Source organism: Actinoplanes sp. NPDC000266, assembly GCF_042899005.1.
In the GTDB taxonomy this organism is placed as follows: Bacteria; Actinomycetota; Actinomycetes; order Mycobacteriales; family Micromonosporaceae; genus Actinoplanes.
In genome coordinates, this window is record NZ_JBIAZI010000024.1 from 18,834 (window position 1) to 41,923 (window position 23,090).

Consider the following 23,090-nt stretch of genomic DNA (forward strand, 5'->3'; position numbering starts at 1 on the left):
ACTTTGCGAAACATTGTCAGTCAATGCTCGAAAGTTTCGAGGTCGACTTCCGGACGATCAGCTCGGTCGCAAGCTCGACGCGCGGCGAGTCCAGCGACTCCCCGGCGGCCAGGCGCAGCAGCCGCCGCATGGCCACCCGGCCCATCTCGGCGAACGGCTGCCGCACGGTCGTCAGCGGGGGCGCCGACCACTGGGTGACCGGCATGTCGTCGAAGCCGACGACGCTGACGTCCTCCGGGATGCGCAGGCCCAGCGTGCGGGCCGCCTCCATCGCGCCCAGGGCGAGGGTGTCGTTGCAGGCGAAGATCGCCGTCGGCCGGTTCTCCGAGGTCAGCAGGGAGATGCCGGCCGTGAAGGCGGCGTCGAAGGTGAACGGGCCGGCCCGGACCAGGCCGGGGTCGTGCGCGACGCCGGCCTGCGACAGCGCGGCCTGATAGCCGTGCAGGCGGGCGATGCTGACCCCGCGCTCGGGCGGTCCCTCGATGAAGCCGACCCGCCGGTGGCCGAGCCCGGTGAGGTGGGCCGTGGCCTCCATGCCGCCCTGGAAGTTGGTGGCGCCGACGCTCGGAACTTCCGCCGACGGCACGTCGTGCGGGTCGATGGTGACGATCGGGATGCCGCGCTTGCTGAAGTGCTGCCACTGCGCGGCGGTGATGCTCGAGGTGACCAGAACGATGCCCTCACGGTGAGCGCCCTGCGGGCGGGCCGGCGCGAGCCCCACCACGACGTCGACGTCCTCTTCGGCGGCGGCGCTGAGCGCGCCCTTGAGGATCTTCAGGTTGTTCGGCGTCTCCATGCCGTCGAAGACCAGGTCGACCGTGCGGACCCCGGCCGCCGCCGCCGTCTGGGCCCGCCCCACGTAGCCGTGCCGCGTCAGCAGGGCCGCGATGCGGGCCCGGGTCTCGGGCGCCACGTCGGTCCGCCCGTTGACCACCTTCGAGACGGTCGGCACCGAGACGCCGGCCTCACGGGCCACCGCCGCCAGGGTGGCCCGCCGCTGATCTCCACTCATTCGAAAACTATCGCAACGTTGCGAAGCCTCCGTCAACGCCGGGCGGCGATGACGGCCCGGCCCCTCTCCGACTCCTCGAAGCGGGCCAGCATGGCTGTCACCTCGCCGGCGTCGGTGTTGGCCCCGAAGAGCTCGGTTCCGGGCTCCATCCGTACGCCCTCCGCGAGCGACCCGGCGTTGACCGGGTCGAAGCCGAGCGTGTCGATGAACCCGGCCACCTCGGCCACGGCCGACGGGTTGTCGCCGGCGAGGGCGATCGCCTTGCGGCCGGGCGTGCCCGCCTTGCGGGACTCGCCCTCCACGTCGTGGTAGCCCATGTGGTTGAACGCCTTCACCACGCGCGAGTCCGGCAGGAAGGCCTGCACGATCTCGCTGGAGGAGGTGCGCGGATCCGTCAGGTCGTCGCGGATCCCGTCCACCTCCCACCAGTAGTTCATGGCGTCGACGACGGTCTTGCCGCGCAGCGCCTCCACCGGCAGCGTCTCGTACTTGCCGAGCGGCAGGGCCAGGATCACGATGTCGGCCCGCGACGCCGCCTCGGCCGCGCTCACGGCCCGCGCGCCGGGCGTGATGATCTTCACGATCAGCGCGATCTTCTCGGGGTCGCCCGAGCCGGCCACGAGCACGTCGTAGCCGTGTGACACGGCCAGCCGGGCCAGCACCGTGCCGAGCTTGCCGGCCCCGAGGATGCCTACGGTCGTCATCAGTTCTCCGAAATCATGTCGCGGACCATGGGCGCGACCTTCGAGCCGAACAGCTCGACGGCGCGCGAACGGTCCTCCACCGGCTGGGCCCCGACCGTGTAGATCAGGTCGAAGCGGCCGACGTCGAGGGCCTTCACCGCGTGGGCGATCTTGCGGGCAACCGTATCCGGCGATCCGACGTACAGCGAACCGTGCTCGACCTCGGCGTCGAACTCGGCCCGGCGCAGGGGCGGCCAGCCGCGCAGGGCGCCGATCCGGTCCCGCTGCTCCTTGTAGTACGGGTAGAACTTCTCCCTGGCCTGCTCGTCGGTGTCGGCGACGAAGCCGGGGGAGTGCATGCCGACCGGGTGGGCCACGGTGCCGAGCTGCTCGGCCGCGCGCCGGTAGAGATCGACGTACGGGGCGAAGCGCTCCGGCTGCCCGCCGATGATGGCCAGCATGAGCGGAAGACCGTGCTTGGCCGTACGGACGACGGACTGCGGGGAGCCGCCGACACCGACCCACGTGGCCAGCCGGCCCGACTCGGTCTTGGGGAAGACGTCGGCGTCGACCAGCGGCGCCCGGGTCGTGCCGGACCAGGTCACCGGCTTCTCGTCGAGCAGCTTGACGAACAGGTCGAGCTTCTCCTCGAACAGCACGTCGTAGTCGCTCAGGTCGTAGCCGAACAGCGGGAACGACTCGGTGAAGGAGCCGCGGCCCAGGATGACCTCGGCCCGGCCGTTCGACAGCGCGTCGACGGTGGCGAAGCGCTGGAACACGCGCACCGGGTCGTCCGAGCTGAGCACGGTCACGCCGGAGCCGAGCTTGATGCGCTTCGTCCGGCCGGCGATGCCCGCGAGAACCGTCTCCGGGGTGGAGATGGAGTATTCGGGCCGGTGGTGCTCGCCGAGCGCGATGGCGTCCACGCCCAGCTCGTCGGCCATCACGGCCTCGTCGGCGACCTGCCGGATGGCGGCCGCGTGGGTCAGGCCGGCGGGTACGTCGCCGAAGTTGTCCAGACCGAGGATCATGACTGCTCCCAGGAATAATTGACGTGTCAATCGCTTATGCTGGACACGTCAACTATCGGAGGTTGAGATTTATGCCCGGCTCTCGCCGCCTCCCCACCCGGGAGCAACTCAGCGCGTGGCGCGACTTCATCGAGACCACCGAGGTGCTCCGATCCCGCATCGGCGGCCGCCTGCACGACGAGACCGGCCTTTCCCCGGGTGACTACTCGGTGATGCTGGCACTGAGTGAGATGTCGGAAATGCGCTCGTCGGATCTTGCGGCCCACATCGGCTGGGAACGCAGCCGCCTCTCCCACCACCTCGGCCGGATGGAGCGCCGCGGGCTGATCCAGCGCGAGGACTGCGCCACCGACAACCGCGGCGCGTTCGTGAGGCCGACCACCGCCGGCAGGGAGGCCTTCGACGCGGCCACCGTTCCCCATCTGAAGGCCATCCGCGAGCTCTTCGTCGACGCGCTCACCCCTGACCAGATCACCGCCGCCGCCGAGATCGCCGCCGCGTTGCGGGCCCGCCTCGATCGGGCTTGACCCTGACGCAGCGTCAACCTTCGACACTGCTGCCATGACCACGGCGATAGAGATACAGGGCTTGGAGAAGTCGTACGGGCGGTTGCGCGTGCTGCGCGGCGTGGACCTCGACGTCGCGCGGGGCAGCATCCACGCCCTGCTCGGCTCGAACGGAGCGGGCAAGACCACGGTGGTGCGGATCCTCTCCACACTGGCCAAGGCGGACGGTGGCGCCGCCCGCGTGAACGGCTTCGACGTCGCCGCGCGGCCCGCCGACGTCCGCGCGTCGATCAGCCTGACCGGGCAGTTCGCGGCCGTCGACGAGATCCTCACCGGCCGCGAGAACCTCGTCCTGATCGCCCGGCTGCGGCGCCTCAAGGAAGCCGGCGGCATCGCGGACGACCTGCTCACCCGTTTCGGCCTGGCCGAGGCGGGCGACCGCCGTCTGGCGACCTGGTCCGGAGGGATGCGCCGCCGCCTCGACCTCGCGATGAGCCTGATCGGGAGCCCGCCCGTCGTGTTCCTCGACGAGCCGACGACCGGGCTCGACCCGGAGGCGCGCCTCGAGGTGTGGCAGGCCGTCAAGGAGCTCGCCGCGGGCGGAACGACGGTTCTGCTGACCACGCAGTACCTGGACGAGGCCGAGCAACTGGCCGACCGGATCGCGATCCTGCACGAGGGCCGGATCGCCGTCGACGGCACGCCGGCCGAGGTCAAGGAACTGCATCCCACCCTGGAGGACGCCTTCCTGGCCGTCGTCCGGGGGAAGGGCTGAGCGACGATGTACGACACCGTAGTGCTCACCGGGCGGACCCTGCGCCACGTCACCCGCAGCTTCGACACCATCGTCACCACCGCGATCACACCGATCGCCATCATGCTGCTGTTCGTCTACGTGTTCGGCGGCGCGATCGACACCGGCTCGGTCGCGTACGTGAACTACCTGCTCCCCGGCATCCTGCTCATCACCATCGCGTCCGGCATCTCGTACACCGCTTTCCGGCTCTTCACCGACCTTCAGAGCGGCATCCTCGAACGCTTCCAGTCGATGCCCATCGCCCGCTCGGGCCTGCTCTGGGCGCATGTGCTGACCTCGCTGCTGGCCAATTTGATCTCGGTGGCGCTGGTCGTCGGGGTCGCTCTGGTCATGGGCTTCCGTACGAGCGCCGGGTTGGGCGCCTGGCTCGCCGTCACCGGCATCCTGGTGCTGTTCACACTGGCTCTGACCTGGCTGGCCGTCATTCCCGGCCTCACCGCCAAGAGTGTCGACGGGGCCAGCGCGTTCGCGTACCCCCTGATCTTCCTGCCCTTCATCAGCTCGGCGTTCGTGCCCACCGCCACGATGCCGGGGCCGGTACGCGCCTTCGCCGAGAACCAGCCGGTGACCTCCATCGTCGACACCCTGCGTGACCTGTTCACCCGGCAACCGGTCGGCTCCGGCATCTGGACCGCGCTCGCCTGGTGTGCTGGCATCCTGGTGGTCGCGTACGCCGTCTCGAACCGGATCTACCGCCGCAGGAGGTGAGGGCATGCTGACGATCGGCCAGCTGGCGGACTACGCCGGCGTCACCGTGCGCGCCGTGCGGCACTACCACCACGTCGGGCTCCTGCCCGAGCCGGACCGCGACGCGTCGGGCTACCGCCGGTACGGCGCCAAGGCCGTCGTCGCCCTCATCAAGATCCGTACTCTCGCGAACGCCGGCGTGCCCCTCTCGCACATCCGCGGCATGCTCGACGCCGACGCGGCGACGTTCGCCGGACAGGTCGGCGCGATCGACGACCGGCTGCGCGACGAGATCGTACGGCTGGAAAGCAGCCGCAAGCAGATCGCGCAGCTCGCCGCCGGCGACAGCCTGGTGCTGCCGGAGGTGGTGGTCGGCTATCTCGACCGCCTCCGGCAGCTGGGCGCGTCGCCGGGGCTGATCGCGGCCGAGCGGGACGGGTGGATCCTCATGGCCGCGCGCTGGCCCGGCGAGATCGCGGAGTGGATCCCGGCCAAGCTGGCCGAGCTCGAGAACCCGCGGATGGTCCGGCTCTACCGGCTCCTGTCGGAGGTCTTCGACGACGACGACGGGGACGACGGCGACCCCCGCCTGGTGGAGATCGCCGATCTGCTGGCCGAGCTCTCCGAGCAGGCGTACGCGGCCGGCCTGGCCGACGGCAACGAGTCCATCGACGACACGCCGTTCGACCTGCTCGACGCCCTCGCCGTCGAGACGGATCCCCGGGTGACCCGGCTGCTGGCGCTGATGCGCGAGCGGGGCTGGGCCCGGTGGACCCGTCTCGAACGTCTGGGCTCGCTAGGTGAGCCGTAGGGTCCAGCGGTAGGCCTGCACCATGCGCGTGTCGAAGCCCGACGCCGACCCCCACAGGAAGATGCGGAAGCGGCGGTAGAGCTCGTCGCCCCACCGCGCCACGATCTCCTCGCGGCGGGCGTCGAGGCGCTGGGCCCAGGCCCGGCACGTCAGGAAGTAGTTGTGCCGGTCGTCCTCGACGGTGAGCAGCTCGAACGGCGAGTGCGCGACGTGCCGGAGATAGGAGTGCAGCAGCAGCGGCGCCGAACGGCCCGGGTAGACGTACTGCTTGAAGAAGGTTGAAGCAGTGTGTTTGCGCCGCATGGCCAGAGCGTCGAGATAGACCCTGCCCTCGGGACGCAGCAATCGGGCGTACGTCTGAAGGGTTGCTCGGTAGTCCGGAAGGTGTTCCGTGACGCCCATGTTCACGATCGCGTCGAAGGGGCGGTCGTTCTGATAGCGCAGGATGTGCTCGCGGACCACGGTGACTGGCAGTTGCTCGCGGTCGAACAGGTCCTTGAGGAAGCGCTCCGACTCGGCCGCGAGCGTGACCGTCGTGACGTCGATGCCGCGCCGGGCCGCGTGCTCCGAGAAGGCGCCCCAGCCGCCGCCCACCTCCAGCACCCGGTCGCCCGGCTTGACCTGGATGGCGTCGAGCGCGATGTCGAGCTTGCGGGTCACCGCCTCCTCGAGCGGCTCGTCGTCGGCGGCGAACACGCCCTGCGTGTAGCAGCGGTGCCGGGTGTCGAGGAAGGTCAGGAAGAACTCGGAATCCTCGTCGTAGTGCTGCGAGATGGCGCGGTTGTCGTGCTCCGTCTTGCCGTGCCACAGCGACGGCATCCAGCGCCCGAGGAAGGCGACCGGATGGATGTCGGAGAAGAACTGGCGCATGCTCAGCGCCGCGGCCAGATCACCGTCGACGTCGAGATGACCTCGGAGGTACGCCAGCGCGACCTGAAGTTGGTCGAGGGAGGTCAGCGCGTCGCGGCCCTCGTCGTCGCGCACGATGACCGTGTAGCGCGGGGGAGCGTCGCCGCCGACGCCGAAACTGTGTGTGGTGCCGTCGCGGTCCAGGACCTCGAACGGCACGGGGGTGCGCTCGCGGAAGAACTCGTCGTAACGCCGGCCGATGACGTCGGCTATGCCTCGCCGCCTCATGCCGCGATCATTACACGATTTCCGTCTCAATTGAACGGTGGCCGATTGACGCCGTAGTGGGCGTGGATCTGCGAGGACCGCAGCTCGGTGCGCGCGACCACCATGGTCACCGTGGCCAGCACCATCCCGGCCCCGAGGAGGCCCCAGAACAGCTGACCGGCCGGCATCAGCAGAGCGAACAGGCCGCACCAGCCCACGGCGAGCGCGCCCGTCCCGGCGGTCAGCCGCAACTCGTGCAGCATGTCGTGCAGCGTGCGGTGAGCGTCGATCTCCTCGCCGAAGTGCGACGGCGGCGACCATTTCTTGGTGATCCACAAACCGATGAACGTGCCGAACCAGAACGCGCCGAGCCACAGATTCCACGCGCGGGTATTGCCGAGGAAGAACGCGCCCGGTATCTCCAGCCCGGCGATGCCGAACGGCAGCAGGCAGTCGAGAAAGGAGGGTGCCCAGCGCAGCAGAATGCTGATCGTCAAGTAGAAATAGAAAACCGTGACCAGAACGAGGAGCATGGTCACGGCCTGCACGGCGACGAGCAGCCCGGGGCGGGCGAACGCGTTCTGTGCGAGCAGTCCCAGCGCCACACCCTGGATGATGCTGATGATCGTGATGAAGGCGGTCGGCGACACCTCGAGCGACCGCCGGATCAGCACCTCGCGGGTGAGCGCCTGAATGGCCTCGCCGCGCTCGGGCAGATCGCCGGGATAAATCGGCGCCGCATGTGACGGCCGGGCCGCCACGGGTATGAACTCGCGCGGATTCACCGGCCGGCTGTCATAGGTCACCGGGGCCGCCCGGCGTCGTCGCCCCACACGCGATTCCGTTGCCACGCCAAACATCATGCACGCAGGGTCAATAGGCGTACCTGACTAGTCAGGACGCCTTTCCTGATCACCGGAAAATGCAATTCCGCAGGTCATCCCGGATACCGAAATAATCGCCGATCACGCACCGTCGCACGGCCTTCACGGAGCCGGAAGGGATAGGCCTCCGTGTCTAGTACTCGCCGCACAAACGCACAAATCGCCGCATGCGTGATCAGCGACAGAAGTGGTGTGCCGGGCCGGCCCCGGGCGTACGGTCCGCACATGACTGAGCCGGCGCTGCGCCTCGTGTTCTCCTACGACGGTGACGACGTGCGCGTCGTCTCCCGGCAGCGGGTCGAGATGACGATCCCGGCCGTCGGCGAGGCCGGAGCCGGTCTGCGGGCCGAGCTCCGTACGGCCGACGGGGGAGTCCTCGAACGCCGTGCCCTGCCACCGATCCCGGACGGCGTCGAGGTGTTCTCGCCCGAGCCGGGCCGGACGGTCGAGCGGATGGCGGTCGAGCGGCCCACCGGCGTCTTCACCGTTCTCGTCCCCGATCTGCCCGAGGCCGATCATCTGGCCCTGGTCGACGATCCCGGCGGCCCGGACGAGACGCGGCGGGTGCGCGAGATCGCGCGGGTGCCGGTGCGGGACGAGTCATGACCACCGCCGACGGTCAGGTGCTCGGCGTCACCCGCATCATCGATCATGGCCCGCCCACCGAGCGCTGGAACCTGGTCATCCTCGGCGACGGCTACCGCGCCAACCAGATCACCCAGTACCACCAGGACGCCAACCGCCTCTGCGTCCGGCTCGAGGGCACCCGCCCCTTCGACAGCGTCTGGTCCGGCCTTAACCTCTACCGCGTCGACGTGACCTCCACCGACAGCGGCGCCGACGACCCGGCCGCGTGCGGAGGGCCGGGCACCACCGCCCGGACGTACTTCGACGCCGCCTTCTGCAACAACGGCACCCGCCGCCTGCTCACCGTCAATCAGGGGACCGCGCTCTCCGTCGCGGGACAGCAGGTGCCGCAGTTCCACGCCGTCGTGGTCATCGTCAATTCCCAGGTGTACGGCGGTTCGGGTGGCGCCGCGGCCGCATATTCCCTGGCCACGGGGGCCGAGCAGATCGCCCTGCACGAGATGGGCCACGGGGCGTTCGGCCTGGCCGACGAGTACGAGTACTACCTCGGCTGCGGCGTGGACACCGACCGCAACCGGCATCCGGCGGTGGAGCCGGGCGAGCCGAACGTCACCGTGAACACCAACCGGGCCACGCTGAAGTGGCGGTCGCTGGTCGCGGCGGCGACGCCGATACCGACCACCCGCAACGCCGACTGCTCGCAGTGCGACCCGCAGCCGAACCCGCTCCCGGCCGCGACCGTCGGCCTGTACGAGGGCGCGCACTACTACCACTGCGGCGCCTTCCGCCCGCAGTTCGACTGCCGGATGCGCGACATCGACCAGGAGTTCTGCGCGGTCTGCGCCCAGCAGATCCGCCGCGTCCTGCTGCCCTTCACCCCGGTCACGGTTCCGTTCGTCCAGGAGGCGCGCCGCACCATCGCCCACCAGCGCGTCGTGGCCGCCGGCCTGGTGCCGAGGTTCACCGGCCCGACCGGCCCGTCGGCCTGGGTGTGGCGACAGTCCCCGGCCGCGGGCCGCACGGTCCGTTACGGCAGTGAGGTCACCATGCAGCTGCGAACCGGCCCGATCCCTTAGCGGGCCCACCTCGTCGGCTCTTCCGCCGCGCGGCGAACGGCGCCCACGGTGGCCAGGTGGTGCAGGTGGGCCAGGGTCTCGCCCAGGGCCATCCGGCGCATCAGGCCGCGCAGGCTGTCCCAGCCACGCGACCAGGTCAGGGCGGCCGCGATCTCCCAGGCGGTGGCCGTCCCCTGGGTGTCGAGGGCGCGCAGGATCTCCCGGTTGCGGTCGCCGTGATGCCCGATCATCGCCGCGGCCCGGGCGTCGATGCCCCGGAAGCGGTATTCGTGGGCGGGCAGAGCCTCCTCGGCGGCGAACTTGCCGGTCTGTTCCAGCGATTCCAGGTACGGGGTCAGCGGATCGCCCTCGTTCGCCGGATGCACCGCGACCGTGGGACTGATCCGGGGGAGCAGGTGATCGCCGGTGAGCAGGACGCCGGCGGCCGCGTCGTGCAGGCACAGGTGGCCGGGCGTGTGCCCGGGTGTCCACACCGCCCGCACCGAGCGGCGGGTCAGCGGCAGCAGGTCGCCGTCCTCGATCGCGCGGTCGGGCTCGGCCATGGACAGCAGGCCGCGCATGCGCTCCGGGCTGACAGCCAGCCCGGCGACCTCGGCCGCGGGCACGCCGTTGCGCCGCAGCCACGCCCGGTCCTGCTCGGGGCGGCGGTCGCTCCACAAGCGGCTGGGCAGCGTGGCCGCCTCGGCCGGGTGCATGCCGATCCAGGCCCCTTGTGTACGCAGCCAGCCGCTGAGCCCGTGGTGATCGGGATGCACGTGGGTCACGACGACGCCGGTCACCTCGCCGATGCCGGCGCCGGCCTCGCCCAGCCCCGCGGTGAGCGCGGCGCGGCCCGAGGATGAGTCCCAGCCCGGGTCGATCAGCAGGACACCGTCGTCCTCGCCGGTGAAGGCGTAACTGATCGTGTAGCGCAGCGGGTTGTCCGGGATCGGCACCGGGATCGACCACAGGCCCGGGCGCACCTGCTCGACCGGCGGAAGGACGCGCTCCTGCCACGCCCGGTGCTGGGCGGTTCCGGTGACGATCATGCGCGGACGCCCGCGGTCACCGAGTGCATCAGGAAGTCGACCAGCCGCCGGGCGTGCGCCGCCGTGTCCTTCGCCAGCGCGGCCCGCCTCTCCGGCGGCGTGGTCAGCGCGTGCATCATCGCCCCGCCCAGCAGCGTCTCGAGCAGCATCGAGACCGAAGCGGTGGCCGGCAGCTCGCCCCGGGCGATGCCCCGCCGCACGACGGCCCGCGCGGCCAGGATCTGTGCCTGCCGCAGCGCCTCATAGTGCTCGGCCACGCCGGGGATCGTTCCGGCCTCGACCGACAGGCGCAGCGCGGCCCGGCTCGACGGTCCCGCGTAGAGGCCGAGCATCTGGGTGGCCAGCTCGACCAGGTCACCGTGCAGCGTGCCGGTGTCGACATCGCTGATCCGGGGCAGGCCCTCGCCCAGCGCGTCCGTGAGCAGCGCCTGTTTGCTGCTCCAGCGCAGATAGAGCGAGGCTTTGCCGACCCCGGCGCGGCGGGCCACGGTCTCCATGGCGAAGCCGGCCCAGCCGGTGTCGCCGAAGACGTCGAGCGCGGCGCGGGCGATCCGGCGGTCGACCTCGGGGTCGCGGGGGCGCCCCGGCGAAGAAGAGGTGGTCACGTCACTCCCCGGCTCATTGCTGAACGGTTTCCGTCAGGATAACCTTGCCGGTGTTCACCGTCCCAGGAGCTGAGATGAGTGCGATCCTGGTCGGCGTCGACGGGTCGACGTCGTCCCTGCGTGCCGCCGCCTACGCGGCCGGACTGGCCCGGCGTCAGGGGAGCCGTCTCCTCGCGGTCTACGTGCGCAAGGGCCCGCCCGCGATGATCCCGCTCGGCGACGACAGCGGCGCCGCCGCGGCCACCGCTTTCGAGGCCCAGGACGAGATCGAGCGCGAGCTGCGGGCGGCCTTCCGGGCCCATCTGCCCGAGCTCGGCGTCGAGGCGAGCTTCATGGTGCGCACGGGCGAGCCGTACGCGGAGTTGATCGCCGCCGCCAGGGAGGTCAGGGCCGACGCCGTGATCGTGGGCAGGTCGGCTAAGGTGCTGCATCGCATCGCGGGCTCGCTGGCCGTCAAGCTCGTACGCTGTGGGCGCTGGCCCGTCACGGTCGTCCCCTGATTCGACACGCCGTGCATAATGTAGTTATGGAATCTCCCAGCCGCGGATCCCAGTTGCTGCCGGTGCTCGGCCAGCTGGTGCGCTTCCTGCGCCAGCTCGAAGGACCGGACAACCCCAGCCCGGTGGCGCTCTCCGTGCTGCGGCGGCTGGGCCGCGAGGGCCCGATCCGCCTGACCGACCTGGCCCGCCAGGAGCGCGCCTCCCAGCCCGGCATGACCCAGCTGGTCGGCCGCATGGAGCGGGCCGCCCTGGTCAAGCGAGTCCCCGACCCCACCGACGGCCGAGGCGTCCTGGTCGAGACCACGACGGCCGGCCGAGAGCTGGTCGAGCGCACCCACGCCCACTACGCCGCCACCATCGACAAGCTCTTCGACGACTTGGACAAGCCCGACCGCGACGCCATCGTCCAGGCCTTGCCGGCCTTGACCCGCCTGGCCGAGTCGACCCACCGCTTCTGACCACGGTTCCGTGCCTCCGACCTATGCCGCTTCGCGAATGAGATCGTGATCGCGGAAAGAAGGTTCGGCTCGCCGTGATGGTGGCGGATGACTTGAAGGTGTGAGCTGATCCGTCGCGGTCGACCATCAGCGCGCCTGTTTCGCGGGCGATGACGACTCCGGCCGCGGTGTCCCAGGGTTTGTTGGCCAGCATGACGACGGCGTCGATTTTGCCGGCGGCCAGCCACGCCAGGTCGATGGCAGCCGACCCGTGCATGCGAACGCGCCATTGGCTACCGTCCGCGCTGCGGTACGAGTACTCAATGTTGTTGCATCGCTACCTAGAGTGCATTATTGAGCGACAAGCGTGGATGGCCAGCGAAGGGTGTGCCGTGGTCTACATGCCCATACTCAAAGGCCGGGAGGGTGAACTCAAAGCCATCGACCATCTGCCAGAAGTGCTGGCAGCAAGGGTGATGCCGGTCTTTGAGGTCCCGCCCACGAGGGGAGATCCGATCAAGGATGCCCACAGCTTCGCCGAGAGAGCCCGTAACGTAATACCGCGGGGTATGTCCGTAGCGGTCGACGCTCGCTACCTGGAGGATCCGGACGGAGCCTGGCGAGGGCCGCTGCGGGCTATCGCCGACGATTTCGCCGACTGGGGTGTCCCTATCCGGCCGGTTCTGCATTTGAGTGACTCCGCGCGCCGTTTGACCGAGGCGCGACAGGCTGCGGAGCTGCATGATGGGCGGGCGGTCATCCGGCTCGGCGGCGACATCTCCGATCCTGACGAGGATGAAGCCGAAGCGTCGCTGGCCAAGCTCTGCCGACGGGCTGGGGCGACCATCGAGAAGTCAGTACTTATTCTTGATTTTTTCGACGTTCGCTCAGAACGCGACATCGGCAGAATCGAAGCGCTGGCACGAAAGTGCCTGGTCTGGGCACGGCGCTACCCGTGGGAAGCCATCACGGTGGTTTCAGGCGCAATGCCGGAATCGATCGGCGACATTCCGTACAACATTGCGACCCCCGTGCCTAGACGCGACCTGGCTCTCTGGAGACGCCTTCGAGAACCTGACATCGTCTTCGGGGACTACGGCATCGCCCATCCCAAGATGAACGTCAAGGGGTGGCCTCCGCCTCCCAACCTTCGGTACACCGACAAGGACGTGTGGTGGATATACCGATGGGCGCGAGACGGCAACGGCTACGGGAGTATGTACGACCTTTGCGCTTCGCTGGTGGCGGCGGACCACTGGCCGGCAGAAGGCCCCTCGTACTCCTGGGGTGATGCCGAGATCGCGCAACGGGCCGCCATGGTCGGAGGCCCCGGGAACGCGGCAGGATGGCGGGCCTGGGGTACAGCACACCATCTGACCCACGTGCTGAGGATGCTCGAAGATTCGCCTGATGAGCTCGGCGGCTGACTCCTTCGGCCGCGCTTCGCCAATCGTCCCCCCATCGCTGCTGACCAACGGCCATCCAGATTGCCGCTTGTGGTGTGAACCGGACAGTCGCTCAGTGTGCGAATGACTGCCAGTCATTTGACTTCGGATCAGAGGGCCAGGCGGGCCAGCAGCGCCTCGACGCGGGCTTTGATCTCGTCGCGGATCGGGCGGACGGACTCGACGCCCTTGCCGGCCGGGTCTTCGAGCTTCCAGTCCTCGTAACGCTTTCCGGGGAAGTACGGGCAGGCGTCGCCGCAGCCCATGGTGACTATGACGTCGGAGGACTGCGCGGTGTCGTACTCGAGGATCTTGGGTTTCTGGCCGGTGATGTCGATGCCGACCTCGCGCATGGCCTCGACGGCGGCCGGGTTGATCTGATCGGCCGGGGCGGAGCCGGCCGAGCGGACCTCGACGGCGTCACCGGCGAGGTGGCGCAGCCAGCCGGCGGCCATCTGGGAGCGGCCGGCGTTGTGCACGCAGACGAACAGGACGCTGGGCTTGTCGCTCATGACGGTCTTCCTTCTTGTTCCACGCCGGGATAGAGGACGAGCAGCAGGCCGATGCCGATGAGCAGGCCGATGAACTGGGCGACGACGAAGCCGGGCACGGAGGCGGGTGCGATGCCGGCGAAGGTGTCGGTGAAGGCGCGGCCGATGGTGACGGCCGGGTTGGCGAAGCTGGTGCTGCTGGTGAACCAGTACGCGGCGCCGATGTAGGCGCCGACCGCGGCCGGCGCGACGGCGGCACGGCCCGAGCGGGCCAGCGCGAAGATCAGCAGAAGGAGGCCGGTGGTGGCGACGATCTCGCCCAGCCACAGGTGACCGGCGGACCGTTCCTTGCCGGAAAGGGTGACCGGGTCCAGATCGAACATCAGGTTGGCCAGCACCGAGCCGGCGATCGCGCCCAGGATCTGCGCGAGCACGTAGCCCGCGAGGTCGGTGCCGGACAGCCCGGTGCCGGTCCGGCGGCCGAGGAACCAGTCGGCGGCCGAGACGACCGGGTTGAAGTGGGCGCCGGAGACCGGGCCGAAGGTCAGGATCAGGGCGCCGAGCGCGAACGCGGTGGCGACCGAGTTCTCCAGCAGTTGCAGGCCGACGTCGCCGGGCGACAACGTGGTGGCCATGATGCCGGAGCCGACGACGGCGGTGACCAGCAAGGCCGTACCGGCGAACTCGGCCAGCAGGCGGCGCCCGGCGGCGATGGGTCGCACGGACGCGGTCATGAAACGGCCGGCGCCACGCGGTCGATGCGCTGGGCCAGATCGGCGTAGGCGGCCTCGAACGCCGCGTCGGTGTCGACGCGGACGGGGTCGGGGATCGACCAGTGCAGGCGGGGACGGACGGGCCCGGCCTCGTGCGCGTTGTCGCAGACCGCGATGACGAGGTCGCCGTCGTGGACGACGTCGGCGACGTCCGCGGTGCCGGTCGCGTCGATGGTCAGGCCGTGCCGGTGGGCGACCCTGACCGCCCGCGGGTGGACCCGGGCGGCGGGCTCGGTGCCGGCCGAGGCGACCGGGCCGCCGACGCGGTCGCGCCACAGGGCCGCGGCCAGTTGCGAGCGGGCCGAGTTGTGGGTGCAGACGAACACCACGCGTTCCGCGTCCGGCAACGCCGGCGGTGCCAGGGAAGCGAGAGCCTCGGGTCGCAGGCGCAGGTAGGTGCGGCGGCGGTCGCCCTCGGAGCGGGTACGCACGATCAGCCCCGCCGCCTGCAGCACCTTCAGGTGGTGGGCGACCAGGTTGGTCGGCAGGCCGAGGTCGTGGCCGATCTCGCCGGGGGAGGCGTCGCCGAGGGTCAGCGCGTCGACGATCGCCAGCCGTGCGGGATCGCCCAGCGCGGCGTGGATACGCGCTCGCGCCTGGAGGGAAGAAACCTCGTCAGTCATTGAGTCAATAGTTACTGAGCCTTTATCCGGCGTCAAGCAGGCCCGACAGCCGGCGCATGAGCTCGGGCTGGGCCCGGTAATACACCCAGCTGGCGCGGCGCTGTGCGGTGACCAGGCCGGACTCCTTGAGCACCTTCAGGTGGTGGGAGATCGTCGGCCCGGAGATGTCGAACGCCGGAGTGAGATCACAGACGCAGATCTCCCCGCCGGGCGCGGACGAAATCATCGACATCAGCTGCAGCCGGATCGGGTCGCCGAGCGCCTTGAACGCCTGCGCCAGCGCTGTGGCCGCCTCGGACGGAATCCGCGCCTGCGCGATCGGGGCGCAGCACGCCGCCGCGGACAGATCGGCGACGGCGAGAGGCTGACTCGATTTCGACATTCTTCGAGATTGACAGATGTCGAAACCGTGTGCAAGTCTCGGTTTAGACAAACGTCGAATCAAAGTCCGATCGGGGCCTCGAGGAGGAGCCATGAGCGACCAGAACACCCGCGGCGGCTTCGCCGGCGATCCGGCTGACGCGCTTGCTGTCGCCGGCACGAGCGGCTGTTGCGGCAACCCGGCGCGCGCCACCCTGACGCTTCCCGAGCCGGCGCCCCTGACGCTTCCCGAGCCGGCGCCCCTGACGCTTCCCGAGCCGGCGCCCCTGACGCTTCCCGAGCCGGCGCCTTGTTGCGGAACGGCGGCCGAAGCGGCCGCGGAGGGTTCGTGCTGCGGCAGTTCCGCCAAGGCCGATGCCGCGGCCGCCGGTCAGGGATGTTGCGGATGAGCACGCCGACCGTCGCGCGTGACGGCCTCGACCCGCTCCTGGCGGAGGTCGGCGGCGCGGCCGCCAGGTCCTGGCTCGGCCAGACTCTCGCGGATCTGGGTGCGGCCGTACGGTTCGACGGGTTCACGGTGCCGTCGGTGCCTGAGGTGTACGCCGCTCCGGTGGCCGACTGGCACGACGGCGCAACGCCTCGGCGGCTCGAGTTCGGCCGCGACCTCGCGTTGCACATGGCATCGGCCGAGCAGCCACTCGTTCAGCGCGGCGAGACAGCCCTCGTGGGAGCCGGCGACCAGGGCGGCCGATGGCTCCTCGTCCCCGAGCCGATGAGCCTGTTCGAGGCGTACGGAAGGGCCGGTGGTGCTCTCGGGCTTCTGATCAGCCGGGCCGTCGACGGCGACGGCTGGCACTACACGATGCTGGCCGGCTCGGCGCCCGGTCCTCGGCCCGTCCTCGTTCTCGCTCCGGACATCCACGACGCGATGCCGCGCGGCGGCGGCTCCTTGGCCGCGACCGCGCCGATCAGGCGGCTGGACGCGTCGGCCGGCAACGTGCACGCCCGCTGGGGCGGCGCCACGCCGGAGATCCTGCTGACCGCCCACTACGACGGCGTCGGCGACCTGCCCGGTCTGCGGCAGCCCTCGGCGGCCGACAACGCCAGTGGCGTGGCCGTCGTCATGGAGGCGGCCCGGATCCTCGCGCCGGTTCTTCCCGGCCTCGCCGTGGCCCTGCTCGACGCCGAGGAGGCCGGCGCGCTCGGCTCCGCCCGCCACGCCGGGCGGCTACGCGCCGACCGTGCGGCGCCGCTGGTCATCAACGTCGACGGGGCCGGCGTGCGGCGGGAAGCGGCGGCCGTGGAAGCGGGCGGTCCGGCGCACCGGCTGCTCGCCGCCCTCGACCAGGCCGGGCGGCACACCGGCCTGCCCCTGGCCGCCGGCCCGGTGGCCTCGGACAACCGCCGTTACGCGGCCGCCGGGCTCGCCGCGGTCGGAGTCGGCGCCGGTATGGGCGGCTACCACAGTCCCTCCGACACCCCGGACCGTGTGGAGGCGGCCACCCTGCAAGCCGTCGCGAAGCTCGTCGTGGCCACCGCCTGGCTCGCGGCGATCGGGAGCTGCGAATGACCGGCGCGACGTCGTTTTCATCTCAGACAGGAGTCCACTCATGACCCAGCTCGACCAGTTGCCCGTCGTCGTCATCGGCGCCGGGCCCGTGGGCCTGGCCGCCGCCGCCCACCTCGCCGGCCGCGGCATCCCGTTCACGGTCCTGGAGGCCGGTGACGGACCCGCCGCCGCGATTCGCCAGTGGGGCCACGTCCGGCTGTTCTCGCCATGGCGGTTCAACATCGACGCCGCGGCCGCCCGCATGCTCACCGACGCCGGCTGGGTCCGACCCGACGACGACAAGCTGCCCACCGGCGGCCAGCTCGTCACCGACTACCTCCAGCCGCTCGCCGACCTGCCCGCCATCAAGGCACACGTCCGCTACGACGCCCGCGTCATCGCCGTCACCCGGCAGGGCCTCGACCGGCTGCGTACCGCCGGCCGCGCGGACACCCCTTACCTGATCCGCCTCGCCGACGGCGAAGACCTCCTCGCCCGCGCGGTCATCGACGCCTCCGGCACCTGGAACACCCCCAACGTGCTCGGCGCCTCCGGCATCCCGGCCCACGGCGAGACCCAGGCCGCGAAGCACCTCGAGCACGCCCTGCCCGACGTCCTGGGCCTGGACCGCGACCGGTTCGCCGGCCGGCGCACCCTCGTCGCCGGCGCCGGGCACTCCGCCGCCAACACCCTGCTGGCCCTGGCCGAACTCGCCGAACAGGCCCCCGGCACCACGATCACCTGGGTCATCCGGGCCGCCTCTCCCGCCCGCAGCTACGGCGGGGAGACCGCCGACGCGCTGCCCGCCCGCGGCGCCCTGGGCAGCCGCCTGCGTGAGCACGTCGAATCCGGCCGCATCGAGCTGCTCACCGGCTTCGCCGTGGACGCCCTCACCCCCGAGGCCGACGGCGGCATCGCGGTCTCCGACGGCACCCGCACCGTCACCGCCGACCGCGTCGTCGCGGCGACCGGGTTCCGGCCCGACCACAGTTTCGTCTCCGAGCTGCGCCTCGACCTCGACCCGATCATGGGTTCCAGCCGTGCCCTGGCCCCGCTCATCGACCCCAACGAGCACTCCTGCGGCACCGTCCCGCCGCACGGTGCCGGCGAGCTCGCCCACCCCGAGCCCGGCTACTACGCCATCGGCGTCAAGTCGTACGGCCGCGCCCCGACCTTCCTGCTCGCCACCGGCTACGAGCAGGCCCGCTCGGTCGTCGCCGCCCTCGACGGCGACTGGGAAGCCGCCCGCGACGTCCAGCTCGACCTGCCCGAAACTGGCGTCTGCAACAGCAACCCCGTCATCGGCGACGACACCATCGCCGCCGGCGGAGGCTGCTGCGGCACGCCGGCCGTCGCCGAACCCGCCGGACGGGGACTCGCGACCGGTATCGAGGGCGGCCTGCCGCGCACCCCGCTGACCCTGATCACGGTGCCGTCGGAGTCCGGCGAGCAGCCCGGCGGCTGCTGCGGCTGAGCAGTGGCCTCATCCCGGACGGTGGCCGCCGACCCGCGAGCCACGGCGATCGTCGCCGCGCTCGCGGTCACCCAGACCGTCGGCTACGGGACGCTCTACTACGCCTTCGCCGTCTTCCTCGTCCCGCTCTCGGCCGACCTGCACGCCTCCACCACCGCGGTCACCGGCAGCTTCACCGCCTCGGTGCTCTCCTCGGCCGCGCTGGCCGTGCCGGTCGGCCGGTGGCTCGACCGGCACGGCGGCCGGGCCCTGATGACCGCCGGATCTGCCGCCGGGGCGCTGCTGCTGGTCGCCTGGTCGCAGGTGAGCAGCCTGTGGCAGCTCTACGCCGTGCAGATCGGCATCGGCGCCGCCGCCTCGGCGTGCCTGTACGAGGCGGCGTTCGCGGTCATCATCGCCTGGCACAGCCCGCGGCGCCGCTCGTCGGCGCTGCTCGCCCTGACCGTGGTGGCCGGCTTCGCCAGCACGATCTTCCTGCCGCTGACCGGGCTGCTCGTCGAGACGTACGGCTGGCGTACCGCCCTTCTTTTGCTCGCCGCGATCCAGGCATCGCTCACCGTTCCGCTGCACGCGTTCGTCCTGCGAGCCGCGACCGCGTCGTCCGGGGAACGGCCAGAGCCCGTACGTCTGAAGGCCGATCGTGGTTTCTGGCTGCTGTGCGCCGGCTTCACCGCCCATACCGCCGCCGTCGCCGTCGTCGGTGTCCATCTGATCGCCGCCCTCATCAGCTGGGGGCACTCGGCCGCGTTCGCCGCCACCACCGCCGGCCTGTTCGGCGTCCTGTCGGTGACCGGCCGCCTGGTCACTACGGGGCTGCAACGCCGCTTCGGCACGACGAGCGTCGTCACCGCCATCTTCGCGGTCCAGGGCCTCGCCGTGGCGGCACTACCCCTGGTCGGCCACGATGCGATTCCGGCGGTCGTCGCCGTCATCGGCTTCGGGCTCGGCTTCGGCGTCGGCAGCATCGCCAAGCCGATGCTGCTGGCCGAGCGCTACGACACCCGCCGCTACGCCACCATCGCCGGCATCCTGGTCGTCCCCATGACCATCGCCAAAGCCACCGCCCCGCTGGCGGCCGCCGTCCTCCACACCGCGGCCCACGGATACGGCCCGGTGTTCTTCGCGACCGCGGTCGTCTGCCTCGTCGCCGGTGCCGCCCTGGCCGCGGTTCACGGACCCGCACGATCGCCGCGAATAGCCCAAAATAGGGCGTATCGAAAACGGCCGGAGGAGGCATCGTGACTGGGTCAGTGGGCGATCCGCAGATCAGTACGCTGCCGCTGCCGGGGATCGGGCGTCTGCTGCAGTGGCGGAGTGACGGTTTCTGGCGCGAGCTCAGCGAAACAGAGCGCGGAGACGAGGACGACTGGGCCGTGTGGACCGGTACCGCCCAACCGCATGCACGCGGGGGCGACTGGGACGGCGCCGCCTGGTGGATGGTCTACGGAGAGCTTCCCGGCGAGGAGGCGCCCGATGTCGTGCTGACGGACGGCAGCCGCCCACCGGTGCGTGTTCTCGGCCGGGTGTGGGCCTGCGAGTGGCACGCCGTCGCCCAGCCGGTGACCGTGCGCCTGCCGGGTCAGCAGTTCGTCCTGCCGTTCACGGAACCGGCGTACCGCCGTCACGGCCGTGACACGGAGCCGGGGCCGGGATGGTTCTCCGCTCATTGAACGCTCATCCGGCGGCGGCAGCATCGAATCTGCCGCGGCCGGACGGCCCGCGGTCAGTCACGAGGAGGACGAATGGACCTGCGACTCGCGGGCCGGACCGCTTTCATCAGCGGATCCAGCCAGGGCATCGGATACGCGACCGCGAAGGCGCTGGCCGGTGAAGGCGTCGACGTTGTTCTCAACGGACGCGACCCGGCGAAGTTGGACAAGGCCGTCGACGCGCTGCGCCTCGAGGTGCCCGGGGTGTCCGTCAGCGGCGTCGCCGCCGACTTCGCGGTGCGCGAGGACGTCGACCGGCTGTGCGAGCGGCTCCCGAGCGTCGACATTCTGATCAACAACGTCGGGCTCTTCGAGCTCAAGCCGTTCGAGCTCGTCTCCGACGACGACTGGCGGCTCTACCACGAGGTCAACGTGCTCAGCGGGGTCCGGCTCGCCCGGCGGCTCCTGCCGGGCATGCTCGAGCGGGGGTGGGGCCGGATCGTGTTCGTCAGCAGCGAGTCGGGAGTCAACGTCCCGGCCGACATGATCCACTACGGCGCGTCCAAGACCGCGATGCTCGCTGTGGGCAACGGACTGGCCAAGCTCACCAAGGGCACCGCCGTGACCGTCAACTCGGTGCTGGGCGGCCCCACCTACTCCGACGGCGTCGCCGGGACGGTGCAGGCGCTGGCCGGCGGGCAGGCGATTCCCGAGGAGCAGATGAAAGCAGCGATCATCGGGGCCAATCCGACGTCGCTGCTGGGGCGTTTCATCGAGCCGGCCGAGATCGCGGACGCGGTGACCTTCCTGGCCAGTCCTGTCGCGTCCGCGATCAACGGGTCGTCCATGCGTGTCGACGGTGGCGTGCTCACCACCGTTCTGTGAACTAACGACCGGGGGTGCGGGCGATGTCGATGCCCGCGCCGTCGATGGCGTCCGCGGCCACCGCGGCCGACTTCAGTTCGTCCGGCAGGTCGATGCTCGTGCGGAGCATGACCGGGCGCAGGGCGAGGGCGGCGATGACACCGACAACCCCGATGACGGCCGAGATCAGGAAGATGTGGCCGGTGGCGTCGCCGTAGGCCGCGCGCACGATGGTCACGATGGGATCGGGCAGAGCGGCCAGGTTGAGGCTGCTGCTGCCGTCACCGCTTCCGCCGGCCGGGATGCCGGCCGCCGTCAGCCCCTCGGTGATCTGGTCGGTCACCCGGCGGGCCAGGACCGCGCCCAGCACCGAGACGCCGATCGTGCCGCCCAGGGAACGGAAGAACGCCACCGTCGAGCTGGCCGCGCCGATGTCCTTGAGCGAGACGCTGTTCTGCACCGCCAGCACCAGGTTCTGCATGCTCATGCCGACGCCCGCGCCGACGAGGAACATGCCGACACCCATGTACCACAGCGGGGTCTCGTGATCGATGGGGGAGAGCACCACGAAGCCGCCGACCAGCGCGATCGCGCCGGCCACGATGTACGGCTTGATCTTGCCGCTGGCGGTGATGAGGCGGCCCGAGATGATCGAGGTGACGAGCACGCCGGCCATCAGCGGGATGGTCAGCAGGCCGGCCTCGGTCGGGCTGTAGCCGCGGCCGATCTGGAAGTACTGGCCCAGGAAGACCGCGCCGCCGAACATCGCCATGCCGACCGCGAGGCTGGCCAGGATGGCCAGGGCCGTGTTGCGCTCGCGGATGATCGGCAGCGGCACGATCGGCTCCTTGGCCCGCGACTCCACGAGCACGGCCAGGCCGAGCAGCACGATCGTTCCACCGACCATGGTGTACGTCTGCCACGAGAGCCAGGCGAACGAGCTGTCCACGAACGAGATCCAGATGAGCAGCAGGCTCACGCCGGCCGCGATCAGGGTCGCGCCCAGGTAGTCGATCTTCACGTTCTCGCGGCGGATGACCGGCAGGTTCAGGGTGAACTGGAGCAGCGCCAGCGCGATGACCGCGACCGGGACGCCGATGAAGAAGCACCAGCGCCAGCCCAGCCAGGAAGTGTCGACGATCAGGCCGCCCAGCAGCGGGCCGCCGACCGTGGCCAGGGCCATGACGCCGCCCAGATAGCCGTTGTAGCGGCCGCGCTCGCGGGGCGGGATCATCGCGGCGATGGCCACCTGGACCAGGGCCTGGAGGCCGCCGACGCCGATGCCCTGGAAGGCGCGGGCGCCGATCAGCGCGCCGGCCGACTGGCTGAAGCCGGCCACCACCGAGCCGGCCACGAAGATGACGATGGAGAGCTGGATCAGCAGCTTCTTGCTGAACAGGTCGGCCAGCTTGCCCCAGATGGGCGTGGTGGCGGTGGCCGTGAGCAGGGTGGCCGTGACCACCCAGGTGTACTGGGTCTGCGACCCGTTGAGCGAGCCGATGATCTTCGGCAGCGCGGTCGAGACGACCGTGCTGCTGAGCATCGCGACGAACAGCACCAGCAGCAGGCCGCTGAGGGCCTCGAGGGTCTGCCGGTGGTTCGACGGTGCGGGTGGTGCTGTGGTCATGCCGCGGCCTCCGTGGTGACGTGCGAGGTGGTGGCGCCGCCGAGCGCCTTGGTGAAGCGTTCGAGTCCGTGGCTGAACGTCGCGATCTCGTCCGGGGTCCAGTCGGCCAGTGCCTGTTCGATCCGGCTGCCGTACCACCGCATGGCCTCCTCCATCGCGGTGTGGCCCTTCTCGGTCACGACCAGGACGCTGGCCCGCCCGTCGTGGGGGTCGGGTTCGCGGGCCACCAGGCCGTCGGTGACGAGGGTGGCCACGGCCCGGCTGATCGTCGACGGGTCGAGCGCGGCGTGGATGGCCAGCTCGCGGGCGTGACAGCCGGTGGGTGTGCGGTCGATCTGCGCGAGCAGCCCGACCAGTCCGGCCGGGATCGCCGGCCGTTCCGCCGACCGCTGGTGCTTGAGCAGCCGGGTGACCTTGAGCAGGTCCTGCAGGCGTTCGGCTACCGCCTGCGTGGCGCCGTCCATGGCACGAGCCTTTCTGGGGATTCGATGAA

The 23,090-nt window shown here is 70.6% G+C and carries 28 protein-coding genes and 1 pseudogene; 15 read left to right on the plus strand and 14 right to left on the minus strand.

The features are described 5' to 3' along the window. Window positions 1-16: 16 nt before the first annotated feature. From ACFY36_RS50745 to ACFY36_RS50755, 3 genes are read right to left on the minus strand one after another with little or no spacing between them, the layout of a single operon-like run. Window positions 17-1,012, minus strand: coding sequence for a LacI family DNA-binding transcriptional regulator (locus ACFY36_RS50745; RefSeq protein ID WP_499753130.1), 996 nt, complete (start codon window positions 1,010-1,012; stop codon window positions 17-19). A 32-nt stretch (window positions 1,013-1,044) separates the two neighbouring features. After that, window positions 1,045-1,716: an NADPH-dependent F420 reductase gene (locus ACFY36_RS50750; protein ID WP_499753131.1), complete on the minus strand. Its 672-nt coding sequence runs from the start codon at window positions 1,714-1,716 to the stop codon at window positions 1,045-1,047. After that, window positions 1,716-2,726 (minus strand): LLM class flavin-dependent oxidoreductase, encoded by a 1,011-nt coding sequence (locus ACFY36_RS50755; RefSeq protein WP_499753132.1) that lies wholly within the window; start codon window positions 2,724-2,726, stop codon window positions 1,716-1,718. The genes ACFY36_RS50750 and ACFY36_RS50755 overlap by 1 nt, the downstream gene beginning before the upstream one ends. A 71-nt stretch (window positions 2,727-2,797) precedes the next feature. On the opposite strand from ACFY36_RS50755, the gene ACFY36_RS50760 reads away from it, so the two are divergent. The 4 genes from ACFY36_RS50760 to ACFY36_RS50775 are packed head-to-tail and all read left to right on the plus strand — an operon-like array spanning window position 2,798 to window position 5,547. After that, window positions 2,798-3,253, plus strand: coding sequence for a MarR family winged helix-turn-helix transcriptional regulator (locus ACFY36_RS50760; protein ID WP_499753133.1), 456 nt, complete (start codon window positions 2,798-2,800; stop codon window positions 3,251-3,253). Between the two features lie 34 nt (window positions 3,254-3,287). Continuing rightward, window positions 3,288-4,007 (plus strand): ABC transporter ATP-binding protein, encoded by a 720-nt coding sequence (locus ACFY36_RS50765; protein WP_499753134.1) that lies wholly within the window; start codon window positions 3,288-3,290, stop codon window positions 4,005-4,007. A 6-nt stretch (window positions 4,008-4,013) separates the two neighbouring features. After that, entirely contained in the window at window positions 4,014-4,757 is a 744-nt protein-coding gene (locus tag ACFY36_RS50770; RefSeq protein WP_499753135.1) for an ABC transporter permease, read from the plus strand. 4 nt (window positions 4,758-4,761) lie between these two features. After that, window positions 4,762-5,547, plus strand: a complete 786-nt coding sequence (locus ACFY36_RS50775) for a MerR family transcriptional regulator (RefSeq protein ID WP_499753136.1) — start codon at window positions 4,762-4,764, stop codon at window positions 5,545-5,547. On the opposite strand, the gene ACFY36_RS50780 is transcribed toward ACFY36_RS50775, so the two are convergent. Both ACFY36_RS50780 and ACFY36_RS50785 read right to left on the minus strand, forming a co-directional pair. After that, complete coding sequence (locus ACFY36_RS50780; protein WP_499753137.1) at window positions 5,533-6,684, minus strand: class I SAM-dependent methyltransferase; 1,152 nt, start codon at window positions 6,682-6,684, stop codon at window positions 5,533-5,535. The genes ACFY36_RS50775 and ACFY36_RS50780 overlap by 15 nt on opposite strands. A gap of 26 nt (window positions 6,685-6,710) precedes the next feature. Further along, entirely contained in the window at window positions 6,711-7,514 is an 804-nt protein-coding gene (locus ACFY36_RS50785; RefSeq protein ID WP_499753138.1) for a hypothetical protein, read from the minus strand. 258 nt (window positions 7,515-7,772) lie between these two features. Here ACFY36_RS50785 and ACFY36_RS50790 point away from each other — a divergent pair, with 258 nt between their 5' ends. Continuing rightward, window positions 7,773-8,153 (plus strand): hypothetical protein, encoded by a 381-nt coding sequence (locus tag ACFY36_RS50790; protein WP_499753139.1) that lies wholly within the window; start codon window positions 7,773-7,775, stop codon window positions 8,151-8,153. After that, complete coding sequence (locus ACFY36_RS50795; protein WP_499753140.1) at window positions 8,150-9,211, plus strand: M64 family metallopeptidase; 1,062 nt, start codon at window positions 8,150-8,152, stop codon at window positions 9,209-9,211. The genes ACFY36_RS50790 and ACFY36_RS50795 overlap by 4 nt, the downstream gene beginning before the upstream one ends. Here the strand turns inward: ACFY36_RS50795 and ACFY36_RS50800 are convergent. Together ACFY36_RS50800 and ACFY36_RS50805 are read right to left on the minus strand one after the other, a co-directional pair. Then, the gene (locus ACFY36_RS50800) at window positions 9,208-10,239 is read right to left on the minus strand and encodes an MBL fold metallo-hydrolase (RefSeq protein WP_499753141.1); all 1,032 of its coding nucleotides are present in this window, start codon (window positions 10,237-10,239) and stop codon (window positions 9,208-9,210) included. The two genes, ACFY36_RS50795 and ACFY36_RS50800, sit on opposite strands and share 4 nt — an antisense overlap. Beyond that, window positions 10,236-10,844 carry a TetR/AcrR family transcriptional regulator gene (locus ACFY36_RS50805; RefSeq protein ID WP_499753142.1) on the minus strand — a complete coding sequence of 203 codons (609 nt, stop codon included), beginning with the start codon at window positions 10,842-10,844 and terminating at the stop codon, window positions 10,236-10,238. Before ACFY36_RS50805 ends, ACFY36_RS50800 begins: the two co-directional genes overlap by 4 nt. Before the next feature lie 74 nt (window positions 10,845-10,918). On the opposite strand from ACFY36_RS50805, the gene ACFY36_RS50810 reads away from it, so the two are divergent. Both ACFY36_RS50810 and ACFY36_RS50815 read left to right on the plus strand, forming a co-directional pair. Further along, window positions 10,919-11,344 carry a universal stress protein gene (locus ACFY36_RS50810; protein ID WP_499753143.1) on the plus strand — a complete coding sequence of 142 codons (426 nt, stop codon included), beginning with the start codon at window positions 10,919-10,921 and terminating at the stop codon, window positions 11,342-11,344. Window positions 11,345-11,370: 26 nt separating this feature from the next. Continuing rightward, a complete protein-coding gene (locus ACFY36_RS50815) occupies window positions 11,371-11,802 on the plus strand; it encodes a MarR family winged helix-turn-helix transcriptional regulator (RefSeq protein ID WP_499753144.1) in 432 nt (143 codons plus the stop codon). 127 nt (window positions 11,803-11,929) lie between these two features. Here the strand turns inward: ACFY36_RS50815 and ACFY36_RS50820 are convergent. Beyond that, window positions 11,930-12,040, minus strand: a pseudogene (locus tag ACFY36_RS50820) (inositol monophosphatase family protein); the annotation flags it as partial. On the opposite strand from ACFY36_RS50820, the gene ACFY36_RS50825 reads away from it, so the two are divergent. Further along, a complete protein-coding gene (locus ACFY36_RS50825; RefSeq protein WP_499753145.1) occupies window positions 11,994-13,208 on the plus strand; it encodes a beta family protein in 1,215 nt (404 codons plus the stop codon). The pseudogene ACFY36_RS50820 and the gene ACFY36_RS50825 overlap by 47 nt on opposite strands. Before the next feature lie 128 nt (window positions 13,209-13,336). Here ACFY36_RS50825 and ACFY36_RS50830 read toward each other — a convergent pair whose 3' ends face one another. From ACFY36_RS50830 to ACFY36_RS50845, 4 genes are read right to left on the minus strand one after another with little or no spacing between them, the layout of a single operon-like run. Further along, window positions 13,337-13,738, minus strand: a complete 402-nt coding sequence (locus ACFY36_RS50830) for an arsenate reductase ArsC (protein WP_499753146.1) — start codon at window positions 13,736-13,738, stop codon at window positions 13,337-13,339. Continuing rightward, window positions 13,735-14,439, minus strand: coding sequence for an aquaporin (locus ACFY36_RS50835; protein ID WP_499753147.1), 705 nt, complete (start codon window positions 14,437-14,439; stop codon window positions 13,735-13,737). Before ACFY36_RS50835 ends, ACFY36_RS50830 begins: the two co-directional genes overlap by 4 nt. Window positions 14,440-14,447: 8 nt before the next feature. After that, window positions 14,448-15,113, minus strand: coding sequence for an arsenate reductase/protein-tyrosine-phosphatase family protein (locus ACFY36_RS50840; protein WP_499753148.1), 666 nt, complete (start codon window positions 15,111-15,113; stop codon window positions 14,448-14,450). A gap of 22 nt (window positions 15,114-15,135) precedes the next feature. Then, the gene (locus ACFY36_RS50845; RefSeq protein WP_499753149.1) at window positions 15,136-15,495 is read right to left on the minus strand and encodes an ArsR/SmtB family transcription factor; all 360 of its coding nucleotides are present in this window, start codon (window positions 15,493-15,495) and stop codon (window positions 15,136-15,138) included. Window positions 15,496-15,586: 91 nt separating this feature from the next. Between ACFY36_RS50845 and ACFY36_RS50850 the strand changes: the two genes are divergently transcribed. From ACFY36_RS50850 to ACFY36_RS50875, 6 genes are all read left to right on the plus strand, one after another. Continuing rightward, the gene (locus ACFY36_RS50850; RefSeq protein WP_499753150.1) at window positions 15,587-15,883 is read left to right on the plus strand and encodes a hypothetical protein; all 297 of its coding nucleotides are present in this window, start codon (window positions 15,587-15,589) and stop codon (window positions 15,881-15,883) included. Then, the gene (locus ACFY36_RS50855; protein ID WP_499753151.1) at window positions 15,880-17,004 is read left to right on the plus strand and encodes a M28 family metallopeptidase; all 1,125 of its coding nucleotides are present in this window, start codon (window positions 15,880-15,882) and stop codon (window positions 17,002-17,004) included. Before ACFY36_RS50850 ends, ACFY36_RS50855 begins: the two co-directional genes overlap by 4 nt. A 40-nt stretch (window positions 17,005-17,044) precedes the next feature. Beyond that, window positions 17,045-18,457 (plus strand): NAD(P)-binding domain-containing protein, encoded by a 1,413-nt coding sequence (locus ACFY36_RS50860; RefSeq protein ID WP_499753152.1) that lies wholly within the window; start codon window positions 17,045-17,047, stop codon window positions 18,455-18,457. Window positions 18,458-18,460: 3 nt separating this feature from the next. Then, on the plus strand, window positions 18,461-19,699 hold the full coding sequence (locus ACFY36_RS50865) for an MFS transporter (RefSeq protein WP_499753153.1): 1,239 nt from the start codon (window positions 18,461-18,463) through the stop codon (window positions 19,697-19,699). After that, entirely contained in the window at window positions 19,696-20,127 is a 432-nt protein-coding gene (locus ACFY36_RS50870) for a hypothetical protein (RefSeq protein ID WP_499753154.1), read from the plus strand. The genes ACFY36_RS50865 and ACFY36_RS50870 overlap by 4 nt, the downstream gene beginning before the upstream one ends. 72 nt (window positions 20,128-20,199) lie before the next feature. Then, window positions 20,200-20,991, plus strand: a complete 792-nt coding sequence (locus ACFY36_RS50875) for an SDR family NAD(P)-dependent oxidoreductase (protein ID WP_499753155.1) — start codon at window positions 20,200-20,202, stop codon at window positions 20,989-20,991. A gap of 1 nt (window position 20,992) precedes the next feature. Here ACFY36_RS50875 and ACFY36_RS50880 read toward each other — a convergent pair whose 3' ends face one another. Both ACFY36_RS50880 and ACFY36_RS50885 read right to left on the minus strand, forming a co-directional pair. Beyond that, window positions 20,993-22,597 (minus strand): MFS transporter, encoded by a 1,605-nt coding sequence (locus ACFY36_RS50880; RefSeq protein ID WP_499753156.1) that lies wholly within the window; start codon window positions 22,595-22,597, stop codon window positions 20,993-20,995. Further along, window positions 22,594-23,061, minus strand: coding sequence for a MarR family winged helix-turn-helix transcriptional regulator (locus tag ACFY36_RS50885; RefSeq protein ID WP_499753157.1), 468 nt, complete (start codon window positions 23,059-23,061; stop codon window positions 22,594-22,596). The genes ACFY36_RS50880 and ACFY36_RS50885 overlap by 4 nt, the downstream gene beginning before the upstream one ends. Window positions 23,062-23,090: the final 29 nt, after the last annotated feature.

Coding starts and splice junctions, on each gene's coding strand:
- ACFY36_RS50885 (WP_499753157.1), bottom strand. CDS start 23,061: ATGGACGGCGCCACGCAGGCGGTAGCCGAACGCCTGCAGGACCTGCTC.
- ACFY36_RS50855 (WP_499753151.1), top strand. CDS start 15,880: ATGAGCACGCCGACCGTCGCGCGTGACGGCCTCGACCCGCTCCTGGCG.
- ACFY36_RS50745 (WP_499753130.1), bottom strand. CDS start 1,012: ATGAGTGGAGATCAGCGGCGGGCCACCCTGGCGGCGGTGGCCCGTGAG.
- ACFY36_RS50810 (WP_499753143.1), top strand. CDS start 10,919: ATGAGTGCGATCCTGGTCGGCGTCGACGGGTCGACGTCGTCCCTGCGT.
- ACFY36_RS50850 (WP_499753150.1), top strand. CDS start 15,587: ATGAGCGACCAGAACACCCGCGGCGGCTTCGCCGGCGATCCGGCTGAC.
- ACFY36_RS50770 (WP_499753135.1), top strand. CDS start 4,014: ATGTACGACACCGTAGTGCTCACCGGGCGGACCCTGCGCCACGTCACC.
- ACFY36_RS50830 (WP_499753146.1), bottom strand. CDS start 13,738: ATGAGCGACAAGCCCAGCGTCCTGTTCGTCTGCGTGCACAACGCCGGC.
- ACFY36_RS50750 (WP_499753131.1), bottom strand. CDS start 1,716: ATGACGACCGTAGGCATCCTCGGGGCCGGCAAGCTCGGCACGGTGCTG.
- ACFY36_RS50860 (WP_499753152.1), top strand. CDS start 17,045: ATGACCCAGCTCGACCAGTTGCCCGTCGTCGTCATCGGCGCCGGGCCC.
- ACFY36_RS50845 (WP_499753149.1), bottom strand. CDS start 15,495: ATGTCGAAATCGAGTCAGCCTCTCGCCGTCGCCGATCTGTCCGCGGCG.
- ACFY36_RS50775 (WP_499753136.1), top strand. CDS start 4,762: ATGCTGACGATCGGCCAGCTGGCGGACTACGCCGGCGTCACCGTGCGC.
- ACFY36_RS50880 (WP_499753156.1), bottom strand. CDS start 22,597: ATGACCACAGCACCACCCGCACCGTCGAACCACCGGCAGACCCTCGAG.
- ACFY36_RS50760 (WP_499753133.1), top strand. CDS start 2,798: ATGCCCGGCTCTCGCCGCCTCCCCACCCGGGAGCAACTCAGCGCGTGG.
- ACFY36_RS50825 (WP_499753145.1), top strand. CDS start 11,994: ATGACGACGGCGTCGATTTTGCCGGCGGCCAGCCACGCCAGGTCGATG.
- ACFY36_RS50780 (WP_499753137.1), bottom strand. CDS start 6,684: ATGAGGCGGCGAGGCATAGCCGACGTCATCGGCCGGCGTTACGACGAG.
- ACFY36_RS50765 (WP_499753134.1), top strand. CDS start 3,288: ATGACCACGGCGATAGAGATACAGGGCTTGGAGAAGTCGTACGGGCGG.
- ACFY36_RS50795 (WP_499753140.1), top strand. CDS start 8,150: ATGACCACCGCCGACGGTCAGGTGCTCGGCGTCACCCGCATCATCGAT.
- ACFY36_RS50840 (WP_499753148.1), bottom strand. CDS start 15,113: ATGACTGACGAGGTTTCTTCCCTCCAGGCGCGAGCGCGTATCCACGCC.
- ACFY36_RS50755 (WP_499753132.1), bottom strand. CDS start 2,726: ATGATCCTCGGTCTGGACAACTTCGGCGACGTACCCGCCGGCCTGACC.
- ACFY36_RS50800 (WP_499753141.1), bottom strand. CDS start 10,239: ATGATCGTCACCGGAACCGCCCAGCACCGGGCGTGGCAGGAGCGCGTC.
- ACFY36_RS50875 (WP_499753155.1), top strand. CDS start 20,200: ATGGACCTGCGACTCGCGGGCCGGACCGCTTTCATCAGCGGATCCAGC.
- ACFY36_RS50790 (WP_499753139.1), top strand. CDS start 7,773: ATGACTGAGCCGGCGCTGCGCCTCGTGTTCTCCTACGACGGTGACGAC.
- ACFY36_RS50815 (WP_499753144.1), top strand. CDS start 11,371: ATGGAATCTCCCAGCCGCGGATCCCAGTTGCTGCCGGTGCTCGGCCAG.